This is a genomic window from Streptomyces sulfonofaciens (assembly GCF_014656295.1).
Classification (GTDB): Bacteria; Actinomycetota; Actinomycetes; order Streptomycetales; family Streptomycetaceae; genus Streptomyces; species Streptomyces sulfonofaciens.
Map to the genome: position 1 here is coordinate 48,604 of NZ_BNCD01000019.1, position 16,048 is coordinate 64,651.

Annotated in this window: 12 protein-coding genes; 3 read left to right on the forward strand and 9 right to left on the reverse strand. The window is 73.1% G+C overall.

Annotated features, from left to right (window positions below):
• Nucleotides 1-15: 15 nt before the first annotated feature.
• The gene (locus IE313_RS26440; protein WP_229924973.1) at nucleotides 16-477 is read left to right on the forward strand and encodes a GtrA family protein; all 462 of its coding nucleotides are present in this window, start codon (nucleotides 16-18) and stop codon (nucleotides 475-477) included.
• Between the two features lie 218 nt (nucleotides 478-695).
• Here the strand turns inward: IE313_RS26440 and IE313_RS26445 are convergent, their stop codons facing one another.
• The 7 genes from IE313_RS26445 to IE313_RS26475 form a co-directional block, all read right to left on the reverse strand.
• On the reverse strand, nucleotides 696-1,232 hold the full coding sequence (locus IE313_RS26445) for an O-acetyl-ADP-ribose deacetylase (RefSeq protein WP_189936490.1): 537 nt from the start codon (nucleotides 1,230-1,232) through the stop codon (nucleotides 696-698).
• A 56-nt stretch (nucleotides 1,233-1,288) separates the two neighbouring features.
• The gene (locus IE313_RS26450; protein ID WP_189936492.1) at nucleotides 1,289-2,701 is read right to left on the reverse strand and encodes a phytoene desaturase family protein; all 1,413 of its coding nucleotides are present in this window, start codon (nucleotides 2,699-2,701) and stop codon (nucleotides 1,289-1,291) included.
• Nucleotides 2,702-3,076: 375 nt separating this feature from the next.
• Complete coding sequence (locus IE313_RS26455; RefSeq protein WP_189936494.1) at nucleotides 3,077-4,900, reverse strand: gamma-glutamyltransferase family protein; 1,824 nt, start codon at nucleotides 4,898-4,900, stop codon at nucleotides 3,077-3,079.
• A gap of 58 nt (nucleotides 4,901-4,958) precedes the next feature.
• Entirely contained in the window at nucleotides 4,959-5,528 is a 570-nt protein-coding gene (locus IE313_RS26460; protein WP_189936496.1) for a hypothetical protein, read from the reverse strand.
• Nucleotides 5,525-7,039 carry a sensor histidine kinase gene (locus IE313_RS26465; RefSeq protein WP_189936497.1) on the reverse strand — a complete coding sequence of 505 codons (1,515 nt, stop codon included), beginning with the start codon at nucleotides 7,037-7,039 and terminating at the stop codon, nucleotides 5,525-5,527. The genes IE313_RS26460 and IE313_RS26465 overlap by 4 nt, the downstream gene beginning before the upstream one ends.
• Nucleotides 7,036-7,722 carry a response regulator transcription factor gene (locus IE313_RS26470; RefSeq protein ID WP_189936499.1) on the reverse strand — a complete coding sequence of 229 codons (687 nt, stop codon included), beginning with the start codon at nucleotides 7,720-7,722 and terminating at the stop codon, nucleotides 7,036-7,038. Before IE313_RS26470 ends, IE313_RS26465 begins: the two co-directional genes overlap by 4 nt.
• A 49-nt stretch (nucleotides 7,723-7,771) precedes the next feature.
• Entirely contained in the window at nucleotides 7,772-9,868 is a 2,097-nt protein-coding gene (locus tag IE313_RS26475) for a transglycosylase domain-containing protein (protein ID WP_229924974.1), read from the reverse strand.
• A 345-nt stretch (nucleotides 9,869-10,213) separates the two neighbouring features.
• On the opposite strand from IE313_RS26475, the gene IE313_RS26480 reads away from it, so the two are divergent.
• On the forward strand, nucleotides 10,214-11,617 hold the full coding sequence (locus IE313_RS26480) for a polysaccharide deacetylase family protein (RefSeq protein ID WP_229924975.1): 1,404 nt from the start codon (nucleotides 10,214-10,216) through the stop codon (nucleotides 11,615-11,617).
• Between the two features lie 91 nt (nucleotides 11,618-11,708).
• Here the strand turns inward: IE313_RS26480 and IE313_RS26485 are convergent, their stop codons facing one another.
• Together IE313_RS26485 and IE313_RS26490 are read right to left on the reverse strand one after the other, a co-directional pair.
• Nucleotides 11,709-13,016, reverse strand: coding sequence for a ricin-type beta-trefoil lectin domain protein (locus IE313_RS26485; RefSeq protein WP_229924985.1), 1,308 nt, complete (start codon nucleotides 13,014-13,016; stop codon nucleotides 11,709-11,711).
• Nucleotides 13,017-13,105: 89 nt separating this feature from the next.
• Complete coding sequence (locus IE313_RS26490; RefSeq protein ID WP_189936502.1) at nucleotides 13,106-14,377, reverse strand: RICIN domain-containing protein; 1,272 nt, start codon at nucleotides 14,375-14,377, stop codon at nucleotides 13,106-13,108.
• 348 nt (nucleotides 14,378-14,725) lie between these two features.
• Here IE313_RS26490 and IE313_RS26495 point away from each other — a divergent pair, with 348 nt between their 5' ends.
• The gene (locus tag IE313_RS26495) at nucleotides 14,726-16,015 is read left to right on the forward strand and encodes an ABC transporter substrate-binding protein (RefSeq protein ID WP_189936504.1); all 1,290 of its coding nucleotides are present in this window, start codon (nucleotides 14,726-14,728) and stop codon (nucleotides 16,013-16,015) included.
• Nucleotides 16,016-16,048 lie beyond the last annotated feature (33 nt).

Consider the following 16,048-nt stretch of genomic DNA (forward strand, 5'->3'; position numbering starts at 1 on the left):
CCGCCGGAGCACCGTATGCGCATGAAGGGGGCGCGGCGCGGCACCGGCCCGTGGAGACTCCCGGCGCTGGTGCGGGAGCTGGCGCGGTTCTGCGCGGTCGGCGGCCTGGGGCTCGTGGTGAACTTCGCGGTGTTCAACCTGTGCCACGCCCTCACCTCGTTGTCCGCGGTGCGGTGCAGCGTGGCGGGGACCTGCGTGGCGATCGTCTCCAACTACCTGGGGCTGCGCCACTTCGCCTACCGCGACCGGGACAAGCGGGCCCCGGCCAGGCAGTTCGCCCTCTTCGTCACGTTCAGCGCGGCCAGTCTCGCCATCGAGAACGGAGGGCTGTTCGCCGCGGTGCACTGGCTCGGCTGGGACACCGCCCTGCGGGACAACCTCGTCAAGGCACTCGGCATCGCGCTCGCCACCGCCTTCCGGTTCTGGTCGTACCGGACATGGGTCTTCCGGCCGGCCCCCGTGGAGGACCACCCATGACCGCGTACCGCACCGGCCGGGCGGGGCCGCTGCCGGCAGGCGTGGGCGCGGTCAGGTGCGGACGGATCTCCGTACCCCCGCCGACGGCCGTACCACCCCCGCGGCCGCGCCACCCGCACACGGCCGTGGCGGCGGGCGCCGGCGGACCAGGTCCGCGGCGCGGGCCGCAGGACCGCCGGCGGCGCGGCCCGGCACGGCCGCAGGACCGCTGCCGTCCCTCACGCCCCAGGTGTGCCGCCCTGCTCGGCGAGCGCCGTCTCGAAGGCCCGGTGGGCGCCCTCGTCGAAGACCACGAACCGCACCTCCTCGATGTCCGGGCCGACGGCGCCGCGGACCGCCCGGACGGCGATGCGTGCGCCGTCGTCCATGGGCCAGCCGTAGACGCCGGTGGAGATCGCGGGGAAGGCGACCGTGCGCGCGCCCAGCTCGGCGGCGACGCGCAGGGACTGCCGGTAGCACGACGCCAGTTGCGCCGAGCGGTCCTCGCTGCGGGACCAGACGGGGCCCACGGTGTGGATCACATGGCCGGCGGGCAGCCGGCCCGCCGTGGTGGCGACGGCCTCGCCGGTGGGCAGGCCCCCGCCGTACCGGCCCGCGCGCAGCGCACGGCACTCGGCCAGGATCTCGGGTCCGCCGCGCCGGTGGACGGCGCCGTCGACACCGCCGCCGCCGAGCAGCGAGGAGTTCGCGGCGTTCACCACGGCGTCGACGTCCTGCTCGGTGATGTCGCCCCGGACGACTGTGAGCGCGGTCATGGCGCCATCGTAGGGCGCGGGCCGGGTGGCCGGCCCCGCTTTCCGCGGCGTCCGGCTCAGGACGTGCGCCGCAGCCTGCGCCACACCGCCTTGGCGGCGTTGTGCCCCGACATGCCGTGCACGCCCGGCCCCGGCGGGGTGGCCGAGGAGCAGAGGAAGACGGCCGGGTGCGGGGTGCCGTACGGAAAGAGGCTGATCTTGGGCCGCAGCAGCAGTTGGAGCCCGTCCGCGGCGCCGCAGGCGATGTCGCCGCCGATGTAGTTGGCGTTGCGCTCGGCGAGTTGGGGGGGTCCGGCGGCGGCGCGGGCGAGTACGAGGTCACGGAAGCCGGGGGCGAAGCGCTCCAACTGCCGTTCGATCGCGTCGGTCAGGTCGCCCTGCCAGCCGTTGGGCACGTGTCCGTACACCCAGAAGGTGTGCTTGCCCTCGGGGGCCCGGGAGGGGTCGGCGAGGGTGGGCTGCACGGTGATCAGGAACGGCGCCTCGGGCGCCCTGCTGGTCCGTGACGCCGCGTACAGGGCGGTGCCGACCTCGCGGCTGTCGGCGGCGACCTGGACGGTGCCGGCGCGGCGCGGGGCCTCGGCGGTCCAGGGCACCGGGCCGTCCAGGGCGTAGTCGATCTTGAAGACGCCGGCGCCGTACCGGTAGCCGTCGTAGCTGCGGCCGAGGCCCGCGATCCTGGCGAGTGCGGTGGGAGAGGTGTCGAAGACGTAGGCGCGTGCGGGCGGCAGGTCGTCGAGCCGCTTGACCTCGTAGTCGGTGTGGACGGTGCCGCCGAGGTCCTTCAGGTAGGCGGCGAGCGCATCGGAGATCGACTGGGAGCCGCCGCGGGCCACCGGCCAGCCGGCGGCGTGCGCGGCGAGCGCGAAGACGAGGCCGACGGCGCTGGTGGCGAAGCCGTTCAGCGGGGCGATGACGTGGGCGACGAGGCCGGCGAAGAGCGCCTTGGCACGCTCGTCCCTGAAGCGGCGCATCAGCCAGGTGGACGGCGGGAGCCCGGCGAGGCCGAAGCGGGCGAGGGTGGCGGGGTCGCGCGGCAGGGCCGTCGACGGCAGGGACATGAAGTCCTTGAAGAGGGCGTCGGTCCGGTCGGTGAAGGGGGCGACGAGCCTGCGGTAGGTGCCCTCGTCGCGAGGGCCGAAGGAGGCGGCGGTCTCGGCGACGGAGCGGGACAGGACGGCCGCTGTGCCGTCCGGGAAGGGATGGGCCATGGGGAGTTCGGCGTGCCGCCACTGAAGTCCGTACCGGTCGAGCGGCATGGTCCGGAAGACCGGTGAGGTGACGCCGAGCGGGTGGGCCGCGGAACACGGGTCGTGCCGGAAGCCCGGCAGGGTGAGCTCCTCGGTGCGGGCTCCTCCGCCGACGGTGCCGCGGGCCTCGAAGACGGCCGCGCTCAGGCCGCGGCGGGCCAGTTCGACGGCGGCGGTCAGGCCGTTCGGTCCGGCACCCACCACGACGACATCGAGCATTGACGGCACCTTCGGACCCCTTCACCAGCCGACGGCAGTCGGCACAGGATATGCCGGTGGGCGGGGAGGTCCACGGGACGGGTGGGGTCTCCGCGCGGCGGCCGCGCGCATCGTCGGTCCACGCCGTTCCCCGCGCCCCCTTCGGCGGCTGGGTTCCGCCCCGAACAGGGGCGCGGGGAACGGCGCGCGCATCACCCGTCTCCGCCGGCGGACGGGCCGCCCACCCGCCGGCCGCCCGCACACGGCGGGAACGGCCCGGCCACGGCGGGGACGGTCACGCCCACGACGGCGGCGACCCGGCCGGCTCGCCGGGGCCGCCCGCGGTTCCCGCGCTCCCGGCGGGGCGCTGCCCCGGCTTCAAGGGGGCCGGGGCGCTCAGCGCCCCACGGCGTAGCCCTGCATCCCGCGTGGGTTCGCCGCGGCGGAGAGCACACCCGTCTCCGGGTCGCGGGCGACCGCGCACAGGCGCCCCTCCGACCAGGCGTCGCCGACGGTGACGTCATGGCCGCGGCGGCGCAGCCCGTCGATCACCGCGGGGTCCGTGCGGGACTCGACGGTGACGCTGCCCGGGCTCATGCCGCGCGGGTAGAAGGAGCTGGGGAAGCTGTCGTTGTGCCAGTTGGGCGCGTCGATGGCGCCCTGCAGGTCGAGCCCGCCGCGTACCGCGGAGCGCAGTGCGACGGCGAGGAAGAAGTGCAACTGCCACTGGTCCTGCTGGTCGCCGCCCGGCGTGCCGAAGGCCAGCACGGGTATGCCGTCACGCAGGGCGAGGGAGGGGGTCAGCGTGGTCCTGGGCCGCCGTCCCGGGGTCAGGGAGCTGGGCAGGCCCTCCTCCAGCCACGTCATCTGCAACCGCGTGCCGAGCGGGAAGCCCAGTTCCGGCACGACCGGGTTGGACTGCAGCCAGCCGCCGCTGGGGGTGGCGGCGACCATGTTGCCGAAGCGATCCACCACGTCCAGGTGGCAGGTGTCGCCGCGGGTGGCGCCGTCCGGTGCCACCGGCGGCTCACCGGACGTCGCCACCGTCGGTTCCCCGGCCCCCGCGGCGAGGCCGGGCGCGTCGAAGCCCGGCTCGCCGCCGGCCACGGCGCGGGCGTGTGCGCAGAGCGCGGGGACGCGCCCGCCGGGGCTGCCGGGACGCAGTTCGCGGGATGCGGTCTCGCCGATCAGGGCGCGCCGCCCTGCGGCGTACTCCTTCGACAGCAGCTCCTGGACGGGCACCTGAGCGGCGTCGCCGTACCATGCCTCTCGGTCGGCCATGGCGAGCTTGCATCCCTCGACGAGCAGGTGCACGTACTCGGCGGAGCCGTAGGCGGGCAGTTCGGGAGGCAGCAGGGCGAGTTGCTGGAGCAGGGCGGGGCCCTGACTCCAGCCGCCCGCCTTGCAGAGCGTCCAGCCGCGCCAGTCGTAGGTCACCGGGTCCTCGTAGGTGGCCGACCAGGAGGCGAGGTCGTCGGCGGTGAGGGTGCCGGTGTGCCGGGCGCCGCTGGTGTCCAGGGTGGGCCGCTGCGCCTGGCGCACCAGGGCCTCGGCGATGAACCCGGTCCGCCAGATCCGGCGTGCCGCCTCGATCTGCTCGGCGCGGTCGGCCCCGGCGGCCTCCACCTCGTTCAGCAGCCGGCGCCAGGTCGCCGCGAGTGCGGGGTTGCGCAGCAGTTCACCGGGCCGCGGCGCCCGGCCGCCGGGCAGGTAGACCTCCGCCGACGACGTCCACTCCGTCTCGAAGAGCTCGCGTACCGTCTCGACGGTCTCGCCGACGCGTTCGACGGGCGGGTGCCCGTCCTCCGCGTAGCCGATGGCGTACCCGAGGACGTCCGCGAGCGGTTTGGTGCCGTGGTCGCGCAGCAGGACCATCCAGGCGTCGAAGGCGCCCGGCACCGCGGCGGCGAGCGGGCCCGTGCCCGGCACCAGGTCGAGGCCGAGGGAGCGGTAGTGGGCGACGGTGGCGCCGGCGGGCGCGACGCCCTGCCCGCACAGCACCTTCACCTGTCCCCCGGCGGGCGCGAGGATGATCGGTACCTCGCCCGCGGGGCCGTTGAGGTGCGGCTCCACGACGTGCAGCACGAAGCCCGCGGCCACCGCGGCGTCGAAGGCGTTGCCGCCGTCCTCCAGGACGGCCATGGCCGTCTGGGACGCGAGCCAGTGGGTGGAGGACACCATGCCGAAAGTGCCCTGGAGGGTGGGCCGAGTAGTGAACATAAGGGCGTTTCACCTCGTTGCGTGCGCCGATCCGTCGGTCCGGTCGGTGGTCAGGATCTCAGTTCGACAGGAACGGGCACGAGCCGGACCCCAGGTCCACCTCCCAGTCGGTGCCGATGACGCGGACGATCAGCGCCCTTGCGGCCCCGCCGGGAGGGGAGGTGACGGGCGGTACCGGCTTTCGCCCGCCGGCCGGCGGTGCCAGGGCCCCGCGCCTGTCCCAGTACGGGTCAGGCGCGTGCACGACGGTGCACATCAGTTGCTGTTGGCCCCGGGTGCCGAGGGGGTCGGTACGGGCGGGCAGCCGGACGACGACGGTGTCGCCGCCGTCCTTGACGAGGGGCGGCCTCGGCAGCAGCGGCAGTGCGGTGGTCAGCCGCGACGACTCGGCCCCGGTGGGCCCGGCGAACAGCAGGCGCACGGCGGTGGCCAGGTCCGGCGTGCCGGGCGCCCGGCGTGGCACGGCCACCAGCCGCCCGCCGGCCAGGAAGTAGACCTCGACGCCGGCGGGCATGCCGGTCGCGGGCTCGCCGGCCTCGACGACGCTGGACGGCGGGACACCGCAGGCGGTCATCATGAGGGCGGCCGCGGCACCGGTCAGCAGGGCCGCGATGCGTGTGCCCCTCATGAGCGGCCGCCCGCCGGGCCGTCCGCCGCGGCCACCGGGGAGTGCCGGCGCAGCGGCAGCTCGACGGTGAACACGGCGCCTGCCCCGACCCGGTTCTCCACGCGCAGCCGGCCGCCGTGCAGGCGCACGTTCTCGGCCGTGATGGCGAGGCCCAGACCGCTGCTCTCGCTGCGGGTCCGTGTGGTGTCCGCCTTGTAGAACCGCTCGAAGATGTGCGGCAGCGCAGCCGCCGCGATGCCGGGACCGCTGTCCGCCACCTCGATCACCACCCAAGCCCCCTCCGGTCGTCCCTCCGGGCCGCCGAGCCGTACCGTCACCGGTGGCGCACCGTGCCGCAGCGCGTTGCCGACCAGGTTGGCCACCACGACGTCGAGGCGGCGCGGGTCCACCTGGGCGCGCAGTGTGCCCGGGGCCGGCAACCGGGTCTCCACCCGGTGCTGCCATCCCCGGGAGGCGAGCGTGCGCCGGACGGACTCGGCCAGGTCGATCTCGTCCAGATGGAGCCGCACGGCGCCGGCGTCGAAGCGGGATATCTCCATGAGGTCGTCCACCAGCCGGATGAGCCGTCCCGTCTCCTCGCTGACGAGCCCCACCGCGTCCGCCGTCTCCCGGTCCAGGCTGGGCAGTTCCTCGTCGAGCACGTCGGTGACCGCCGACATGGCGGCCAGCGGGGTGCGCAGTTCGTGGGAGACGTCCGCGACGAAGCGGCGCGCCTGTGCCTCCAGGCGGCGCAGTTCCGTCACGGAACGCTCCAGCTCCGCGGCGGTGTCGTTGAAGGACCGGGACAGGTCCGCCAGCTCGTCGGAGCCGCGCACGGCGAGCCGGACGTCGAGGTGCCCCTCGGCCATCTGGCGGGTGGCGCGGCGCAGCGCGCGCACCGGGCGCAGCACCCCTCGCGCGGCGAGCAGCGCCAGCAGCACGGCCGGGCCCAGGGCCCACAGGGCCGCGTGCTCGATGGCGGTGATGATCGCCTTGACGTACGCCTGCTCGGTGCTCTGCGCCACCTCCAGGTACAGCACGACACCGGAGAGCGCCGGGGGGAGGCCGGGGCTCGTGCGGTAGGCCACGGGCAGGCCGACGACGAGCATCGGGTAGCCGTGGTCGCTCACGCGCTGGAAGACGGCGTTGGGCCGGGTCCCCACGGACCGGCGGAGTTCGGGGGTGAGCAGGTCGAACGCGCCCTGGGAGAGGGAGGAGGCGCGCAGGCCGCCGTAGGTGGCGAGCACGTGCCAGCCCTGCGACTGGTGGGTCCGCGCCACCTGGGAGACGAGGCCGTCGAGTTCCTCCTGGGACGGGTCGGCGGGGATGCCGGGGGCCAGCGCGTCGACGTTGTCGCGGAACTGCTTGATGACGGCGTCCTGGCTCTGTTGCAGCACCCCCGTGCGGGCCTCGCGGAAGGCCAGCGCGCCGGTGCTCAGCGCGCTGGCCACGGCGACCAGCGCGAACGCGACGACGAGCCTGGAGCGCAGCCCGACCAGTGCGAGCCGGGCCCTGGCCAGGGCGGCCCTCATGCGGAACGGAAGCGGTAGCCGAAGCCGCGCACGGTCTCGATGTAGCGCGGGTCGCCGCTGAGCTCCCCGAGCTTGCCGCGCAGTCTCTTGACACAGGCGTCCACGAGGCGCACGTCACCGTGGTAGCCGTGCTCCCAGACCGCCTCCAGGAGCTGCTGGCGGCTGAGCACCTGGCCGGGGGACGCCGACAGCGTCAGCAGCAGGCGCAGCTCGGACGGCGCGAGGGCGATCGGCTCGCCGCGCAGCGTCACCACCAGGCCCGACCGGTCGATGGTCAGCTCGCCGTGGGCCTCCGCGCGGGGGCGCCCGGTGGTGGGGCCGGGGCCCATCCTGCGCAGCACGGCGCGTATCCGGGCTTCGAGCACCCGGGCCCTGACGGGTTTGACCACGTAGTCGTCCGCGCCGGCCTCAAGGCCGACGACCACGTCGATGTCGTCGCCCCGGGCCGTCACGATGATGATCGGCACCTGGTCGTGCTCCCTGATGCGCCGGCAGACGTCGAGCCCGCCGATGCCGGGCAGCATGAGGTCGAGCACGACGACGTCGGGGCGGCAGGACGCCAGCAGGCCCAGCCCCTCCTCACCGCTGGCGGCGGCGGAGACGTGGTGGCCCTGGTGCCGCAGTGCGAGCTCGACGCCCTTGCGGACGGCGGGGTCGTCTTCGACGAGCAGGACGCGGGGCATCCGGTCAGTATGCGCGAGTGCCGCAGGCGGGTCGGTGTGCGGGTGCATGTCAGTGGCCGGTCGCCTTCGTGTAGTCGCTCCAGACGGCCTTCGGGAAGCTGCGGCCGGCCTTGGTGCCCGGCTGTCCCGCGAGGCCCTTCAGTGACTGGAGCTGCTGGGTCCTCGGGTCGATGCGGAAGACGGCCACGGCGGTCACGGCCGCCCGGTCGTAGCCGACGAACCAGCCCGCCCTGCCGTCCGTGCTCGTCCCCGACCGGCCCGCGGAGCCCCGCTCGCCGGCCCGTGCGGCACCGGTGGGTGCACCCCCCGCGGACGCACCGCCGCCAAAGCCACCGCCGTGCAGCACGGCGTCGACCTCGTGGGCGACCGCCGGGGTGAACGGGTGGGTGGCGGCGGGCCTGTCCACGGGCGCCGGGGAGCCGTCCCGGGTGACACGGAGCACCGAGTACGGCTCGGTGTGCGTGCCCGACGCCAGGAACGTCCCGTAGGCGCTTGCCATCCGGATCGGGCTGGGTGTGGCGGTCCCCAGGGAGAAGGCGGGCACCTGCTCGCCGAAGCTGCCGGGCAGCAGGCCCGCGTCGACGGAGGCCTCACGGACCCGGTTCAGGCCGACGTCCATGCCCAACTGCACGACGGGGCCGTTGACCGAGTCGGCGACGGCCTGGGCGATGGGGATCCTGCCGAAGGAGCGGTGGCCGTCGTTGGCGGTCCTGACGATCTTCCCGTCCCGGCTCCAGTAGGGCCCCTCGGGGGTCCGCACCGGCGCCTTGTCGTTCCCGTCGTAGAGCGTCGCGGGGGTGAGCGGCGTGCGGGGCGCGTTGCGTTCGAGGAGGAGTCCGTCGCGCAGCCCGGCGGCGTAGACGAAGGGCGCGTAGACGGTACCGGCCGGCACGATCGAGATGTTGGCGTCGTTGAACCCCTGGGTGACGTAGTCGGGTCCGCCGTACAGCGCCAGGATCCGCCCGTCGGTGGCGACCGAGGCGGCTCCGGTGCGTACGTGGCGGTCGGCGCCCCGGGTGGCCGGGCGCAGCGCGCCGGTCTGCTTGCGCACCGCCGCCGCGAGCGCGGCCACCTTCGGCTTCTGGAAGGTCGTGTAGATCTGGTATCCGCCGAGGTCGAACTGCGCGTCGGAGATCCCGCTGTGCGCCGAGACGTAGGCGCGGGCGGTGTCCACCAGGTAGCCGGTCTGCCCGCTCAGGCCCCTGGGCCTCGGCGGCGCAAGGGGCTCGGGGAAGGCGGCGCAGCGGGCGCGCTGCGCGGAGGAGAGCCGGCCGACGGCGACCATCCGGTCAAGCACCCAGTTCCAGCGGTCCACGGCCCGTTCGCGGTTGGCCGCGCCGAGCGAGGGGTCGTAGAGTCCTGCGCCCTTGAGCAGCGTGGCGAGGAAGGCACCCTCGCATGCGTCGAGCTGGGAGACGTCCTTGCCGTAGTACGCCTTGGCGGCCCGCTGCACTCCGTAGGCGCCGCGGCCGAACCAGCTCGTGTTGAGATAGCCGGCGAGGATCTGCTGCTTGCTCATCCGGCCGTCGAGCTTGATGGAGATGAACATCTCGGTGATCTTCCGGGTGACGGTCTGCCGCTGGTTGAGGTAGACGTTCTTGGCGTACTGCTGGGTGATGGTGGATCCGCCCTGGGTGTCCCCTCCGGTCGCCATGGCCAACACGGCCCGCCCGAGGCCCATCGGGGAGACCCCGTGGTCGCTGTAGAAGGACGCGTTCTCCGCGGACAGCACCGCCCACTGCACGCCCTGGGGGATCCTCTCCAGCGGCATCTCCTGCCGGTCGACGGGGCCGACGCTGGCCATCTCGGTACCGTCGGCCCAGTAGTAGACGTTGTCCTGCTGGGTGGCGAACGCGTTCAGATCGGGCGGGATGTCGGTGCGCGCGTAGGCGATGCCGGTGACGGCGGCCAGCGCGAGCGTCAGCCAGGCGAACGCCAGGAGGCTCTGGCGCGGTGACGGCACCCACCGGCCGGGCCCGCTGCGGCCGGGCCGCGGGTAGCGGGGGCGCAGGGCCCCGAGCGGGCCGTGCCATGCTCGGCGCGGGCCGCCTGGTCCGGGGGCTCGCGAGGGGGCTCGCCGCCTTCCCGCGGGCCGCGGTGCCCGCGGCCGCACCCATCTGCCCCGCATCAGCCGTCGTATCTCCATCCGCTCCCCTGCTGGATCACCGGACGGGGCGCCCGCCGCCCCGTTCCGGCGGGAGCCTAGGGAGCGCTTTGGAAGCCCGTGCGATGAGATCTCGACGGGTCCGTAACAATGACCGGTGCGGTCTTGACGGGGCATCGGCCGCCCCTGGCCTCGGGCTCCGCGACCGCCCCCGGGCCCGGGCACGCACGGGACGCGGGGATCCGTGACGATCCCGTGACCGTTTGGGCCAGGGGTCATCACCCGCGGGCCGGAGAGTGGGCCCGGCCCGAGGCGGTTGCACACCGCACCGGCAGCCCGCGCCAGCAGGTGGCGCCGGGCCCGCCCCCACCGATCAAGAGACTCTGCATGTCCACTTTAAGGAAGCGAAAGTCCCGTGCGGCCGCGGCCGCCGAGGAGCCCCGCACCGCCGCGGACGCCGGGCAGGCGCCCGCGACCGCGGAGACCGGCGGCACCGGTGGCCCGGGCGCGCGGCGCGGGCTCCGCGCCGCGCGCCCACGCCGCCGGGGACGCACCTGCGCCGTCTGCGGACTGCTGTCCACCGGACTGGTCGGGGCCCTGCTCACCGCGGGCCACCCGGGCGGGCCCGGGGCCGGCGACGGCGCGAAGGCGGCCGTGAAGGCGCCGGCGCCGGTGCGGCACGCCCCCACGGCCCGCACGACCCCGCCGTGGGACGGCGAAGCGAAGGTGATCGGGGACGGCTCGACCTCGTACACCGGGCCCCAGCCGCACCAACTGAAACCCGAGAAGCTGAAGCCCGGTCAGAAGCCGCCGCAGTTCGTTGTCTTCTCCTGGGACGGCGCCCTGGAGAACGACGACCACTTCTTCTCCCGCTTCCGCAAGGTCGCCAAGGCGAACGACGCCCACATGACGTTCTTCCTCAGCGGTATCTACCTGCTGCCGAAGGCGCGCCGCACCCTCTACCACCCGCCGAAGCACGCCCCGGGCTCGGCCGCCATCGACTTCCCGACCGACGAGCACATCCGGTGGACCCTGGAGCAGCTTCGGCTGGCGTGGCAGGACGGCGACGAGATCGGCACCCACTTCAACGGCCACTTCTGCGCGCCCGACCCGGGCGGCGGCGGCACCTGGACCACCGGGCAGTGGAAGAAGGAGATGTCCCAGGCCTACTCCTTCGTCCAGAACTGGAAGACGGACACCGGTTTCAAGGACCTTGCGCCGCTGCCCTTCGACTACGCTCAGGAACTGGTCGGCGGACGTGCGCCGTGCCTGGAGGGCCAGAAGAACCTGCTGCCCGCCGAGAAGGCGCTCGGCTGGCGCTACGACGCCAGCTCGCCCGGCGACTTCCAGCAGTGGCCGGCGAAGAAGGGCGGGGTGTGGGACTTCCCCCTGCAACTGCTGCCCTATCCGGGCAAGGACCTCCAGGTGCTGTCCATGGACTTCAACTTCCTCTACAACCAGTCCGGTGACGAGACCGAGGGCGACCCGGCCCGGTACCCGCAGTGGGAGAAGGAGACCCGCCAGGGGTACCTCAACGGCTTCGAGCGCGCCTACAACGGCAGCCGCGCCCCGCTGTTCGTGGGCAACCACTTCGAGACCTGGAACGGCGGACTCTACATGCAGGCGGTGGAGGACGTCGTGAAGGCGGTGTGCACCAAGAAGGACGTGCGCTGCGTGTCGTTCAAGGAGCTGTGCGACTGGCTGGACGTCCAGGACCCGGCCGTCCTGGCCAAGCTGCGCAACCTGGACCCGGGCGAGGCGCCCGACTGGGCCGCGTTCCTCGGGAAGTAGCGGCTCGGCGCATCCGGCCGGCGGGGCCGGCGGCAGCGGTCCCCGCGCCCCTGGGAGGGGCGCGGGGACCGACCGCCTGCCGGGGGCGGGGTCAGCCCGCGTACTGGGCGAAGACCTTCGTGTAGTCCCAGGCCGACTGTCCGACGCCGGAGCAACTGTCCGCTCCGCCGCCGGTGCAGGGCCGGTCCCGGTTGACGGACCAGAAGGTCAGCCGTGCGAGGTGGTGCTGCTGTGCGTAGCCGAGGATGGTGCGGAAGTCGGCCACGGTGACGGTCTCGCCGTCGTCGGTGACACCGTTCATCGAGGAGATGCCGCTGTGCCGCCATGCCTCGTCGTCGCTGTAGCCGTAGGCGGACTTCAGCGCGTTCTTGAGGCCGTCGGCGGCCCGGGTGGTGAGGGTGCCCATGTTCTGGCCGGCGCCGCCGAAGTCGAACGGCATGATGGTCCAACTGTCGACGGTGAGGCCGGACTGCGCACCGCGGTTGATGAGGCTGGTGTCGGGCCCGCTCTGACCGGTGCCGAAGGTGATGTACACCTTGATGCCCGGGTTGTTGGCCTTGATCGTCTTCAGCGCGTCCACGGTGCGCTGCTGCACGGTGGGGTTGCTGTAGGCGTCGGCCTCGATGTCGATGTCGATGGCCTTGAGCCCGTAGGCGTTGATCACCTTCTGGTAGGCGGCGGCGAGTTCGCCCGCGCTGGAGCAGGAGCTCTCCAGTTTGTTGCCGCTCCAGCCGCCGAAGGACGGGATGACGTCGCCGCCCGCGCCGCGCACCGTGTTGATGGTCCCCTGGTCCACCCCGCCGGTCAGCGGACGGCTGCCGTCCCACTGCGGGTTGCAGTAGCCGTTGCTGAGGACGAAGGCCAGGGTGAACCACTTGACGCCGGTGGCGTTCATGACGGTGGTGGGGTTCGGCGGGCTGCCCCAGCCGTTGTAGAGGTACGGGGCCACGGCCATGGCGCCGGGGGCCGGGGTGCTGCCGCCGTCGCCCGGGGCGGGCGCGTTCCACTTCTGGTTGGCGGCGCCGGTACAGGTCCAGATCTGCAGCCGGGTGCCGTTGGCGGAGGTGTTGTCGGTGGCGTCAAGACACTTGTCGGCGGCGGAGTTGACGATGTCGTGGGCGGAGTTCACCGACCACTTCTGGTTGGCGCCGCCCGTGCAGTCCCACAACTGGACCTTGGCGCCGTCGGCCGTGCTCCGGTCGACGACGTCGAGGCACTTGCCGAGCGCGCGGATCGTGCCGTCGCCGTTCACGGACCACTGCTGGGCGGCGGAGCCGTTGCAGTCGTAGAGCTGCACCGGCGTGCCGTTCGCGGAGCTGGCCGCGGCCACGTCCACGCACTTGCCGCCGAGGCCGGTGATGGTGCCGGTGTCGGCGGAGGCGGTGGGCGCCTGGACCATGCCGAGGGCGAGGACGGGGGCGACGAGCAGCGGAAGCAGGCGCAGGGGCCTTGCGAGGAGCCGCCTGGCGGACCCCGTGAGCGGTTTCCTCATCCCATCGTCCACTTCTGGTTGGCGGCGCCGGTGCAGGTCCAGATCTGCAGCCGGGTGCCGTTGGCCGAGTTGTTGTCCGTGACGTCCAGGCACTTGTTGGCCTGGAGGTTGACGATGTCGTGGGTGGCCGTGTTCACCGTCCACCGCTGGTTCCCGCCTCCGGTGCAGTCCCACAACTGGAGTTTGGCGCCGTCGGCCGTGCTGTTGTCGACCACGTCGAGGCACTTGCCGAGGGCCCGCAGGCTGTCACCGTTCACGGACCACTGCTGGGCGGCGGAGCCGTTGCAGTCGTAGAGCTGCACCGGCGTGCCGTTCGCGGAGCTGGCCGCGGCCACGTCCATGCACTTGCCGTTGGTGTTGCGGATGGCCTGGCCGCCGGTGCCGCCACCGCCGTCGCTGGTGGAGACGTGCACGTAGTCGACGACGAGCTGCTGCGGGAAGGAGGTGCCGCCGTCGGGGTCACCGGGCCAGTAGCCGCCGACCGCCAGGTTCAGGATGAGGAAGAACGACTTGTTGAACACCCACTGGTTGCCGCCGACGTCGGCCGGGGTGCGGGTCTCGTAGACGTTGCCGTCCACGGACCACTTGATCGAGTTGGGCGCCCAGTCGATGGCGAAGGTGTGGAAGTTGTCGGCGAACGCCTGGCCACCGGGCAGGGTGTAACCCGCGCCGATGCCGCCGGAGCCGGAGTAACCGGGGCCGTGGATGGTGCCGTGCACGGTGCCCGGCTCCTTGCCGATGTTCTCCATGATGTCGATCTCGCCCTGGTCGGGCCAGCCGCCCCCGCCGTTGCCGAGCATCCAGAAGGCGGGCCACATGCCCTGGCCCCGCGGAATCTTCATCCGGGTCTCGATGTGCCCGTACTGGGCGCTGAACTTCCCGGCGGTGTTCATCCGTGCGGAGGTGTACTCGCACCGGCCGTACCAGCAGTTGTAGTTGCCGGGGTTCTCACGGCGTGCGGTGATCACCAGGTGCCCCTGGCCGTCCAGCGCGGCGTTGGCGTTGCCGGCGGTGTAGTACTGCCGTTCGTGGTTGTTGACGTTGTCGCCGGTCTCCAACTGCCAGCGGGTGCCGTTGACGGCGGAACCCGCGGCCCCGTCGAAGTCCTCGGTGAACGCGGCCTGCAGGGCGGGCGACGCCTCGGCCGTCGCGGCGGTGGGGGCCGCGGGGGCCGCGCCTGCCGCTGCGGCGGCCGGAACCAGCGCGCCCGAGGCGCACAGGACGGCGGCGGCCCAGACGACGAGCCGGCGTCTCCAGGGATCACGCATGGAGCATCACTTCACTTTCCATGTGGGGTCATGCCCATGACAGGACATGGCAAAAAGTGAGAGCCGTGGGGAGAACACGTGACGCACTTACTTCAAGGGTTGATTTAAAGAGGCCCCGGGCGACTTGGTCAAGAGATATGTCTGGACCAAGTCGCCCCGGGAGCCGGCCCCGCACCCGGCTCGGACGTCCGCCTCCGTCTCCGCTCCCGAACCCCATGCACACCTGTGCGTGAACGTCAAGACGCGCCAAGGGGTTGAAAAGAAGCCAATCGCCCCCTACATTCCTCGCACCTTGCCCAGGTACATCGATTAACCACCCGTTAACCGCATGGTTGGAGGCACCCCGCTGTGCGCTCACCGCTGACTCGGCGCGGCCTGCTCGCCGCCGGTTCCGGCCTGGCCGCCGCAACCGCCCTGCCGGCCCTGTCCGGCTGCTCCGCCCTGGCCGCGGCGGACTCCGATCCCGACACGCTCGTCGTGCACACCCAACTCGGCACCACCGCGCCCGGCTCCCCCACCTACCTCGCGGCCCTGGACCGGTTCCGCAAGGAGAACCCGGGGATCAGGGTGAGGAGCATCGTCAACGGCGACGACCTCGCGCAGGTCTACGAGACCGCGCGCCTGGCCCGCAAGGAAGCGGACGTCGTCATGGTCAACCTCTACGACAAGACCCTGGCGTGGACGGACGTCGGCGCCACCGTCGACGTCAAGGACCAGTTGGACGCCTGGGGACTGCGCGAGCGGGTGCTGCCCGCGGCGCTCGACGCGTGGACCGACGCCAGGGGCAGGCTCCGGGGCTTCCCGTACTTCGCCACGAACTGGCCCGTCGCGTACAACAGGTCCCTGCTGGAGCGGGCGGGCGTCGACGCGGTGCCGACGACCGGGGACGCACTGATCGCCGCCGCCCGCAGGCTGCGGGCCAAGGGGATCGCTCCGGTGACGGTGGGCGGCAACGACTGGACCGGGCAGAAGCTGCTCGCCCAGGTCATCCAGACCTTTCTGACCGAGGACGAGGCCCGGCACGTCTACACCACGGGGGACTTCGGCGGCAGGGGCGTACGGGAGGGCATCGACTACTTCGTGGCACTGCGCGACGCCGGTGTGTTCGCCGACAAGGTGCAGGGCCTGACCTCGGACTCGATGACCACCCAGTTCAACACCCGGGCCGCCGCCGTCGAGTCGGCGATGTCGTCGGCGCTCGCGAGCGTGCCTCAGGGCGTGGCACGCCACACCGAGGTGGGCGGGTGGCCGCTGGCGGAGGGCGCCGCCCACGACAGGCCCACCATCATGCGCGCCTACACCCTGATCGGCCTCTGGATCAGCCCGAACGGGGTCAAGAAGCTCGACCACGTCGAGAAGTTCGTGCGCTTCATGTACCGCCCGGACACCGTCTCTCGGTTCATCAGGGAGAGCGGCCGTGACATGGCCCTGCGCTCCACCACCGTGAGCAGCGGCTTCCCGCTCGTCGCCGCCGCCCAGCGGCTGGGCTCGGACGTGAGCCAGGTGCTGCTGCCCGATCTGTACGTACCACCCACGGCCAGCCAGCCGCTGATCACCGCGACGAGCACGTCCTTCACCCGCGGCACCAGCGCCGCGCGGGTGCGCGCCGCGCTGGAGGCGGCCTACCGCTCCGCGTGATCCCCACGCCCGCCTGCCCGCATCCCCCAGCCC

Bases quoted from the DNA above. Each gene is read 5' to 3' on its own strand.
- IE313_RS26440 (WP_229924973.1), top strand. From the start codon at position 16: ATGCGCATGAAGGGGGCGCGGCGCGGCACCGGCCCGTGGAGACTCCCG.
- IE313_RS26445 (WP_189936490.1), bottom strand. From the start codon at position 1,232: ATGACCGCGCTCACAGTCGTCCGGGGCGACATCACCGAGCAGGACGTC.
- IE313_RS26450 (WP_189936492.1), bottom strand. From the start codon at position 2,701: ATGCTCGATGTCGTCGTGGTGGGTGCCGGACCGAACGGCCTGACCGCC.
- IE313_RS26455 (WP_189936494.1), bottom strand. From the start codon at position 4,900: ATGTTCACTACTCGGCCCACCCTCCAGGGCACTTTCGGCATGGTGTCC.
- IE313_RS26460 (WP_189936496.1), bottom strand. From the start codon at position 5,528: ATGAGGGGCACACGCATCGCGGCCCTGCTGACCGGTGCCGCGGCCGCC.
- IE313_RS26465 (WP_189936497.1), bottom strand. From the start codon at position 7,039: ATGAGGGCCGCCCTGGCCAGGGCCCGGCTCGCACTGGTCGGGCTGCGC.
- IE313_RS26470 (WP_189936499.1), bottom strand. From the start codon at position 7,722: ATGCCCCGCGTCCTGCTCGTCGAAGACGACCCCGCCGTCCGCAAGGGC.
- IE313_RS26475 (WP_229924974.1), bottom strand. From the start codon at position 9,868: ATGGAGATACGACGGCTGATGCGGGGCAGATGGGTGCGGCCGCGGGCA.
- IE313_RS26480 (WP_229924975.1), top strand. From the start codon at position 10,214: ATGTCCACTTTAAGGAAGCGAAAGTCCCGTGCGGCCGCGGCCGCCGAG.
- IE313_RS26485 (WP_229924985.1), bottom strand. From the start codon at position 13,016: ATGGTCCAGGCGCCCACCGCCTCCGCCGACACCGGCACCATCACCGGC.
- IE313_RS26490 (WP_189936502.1), bottom strand. From the start codon at position 14,377: ATGCGTGATCCCTGGAGACGCCGGCTCGTCGTCTGGGCCGCCGCCGTC.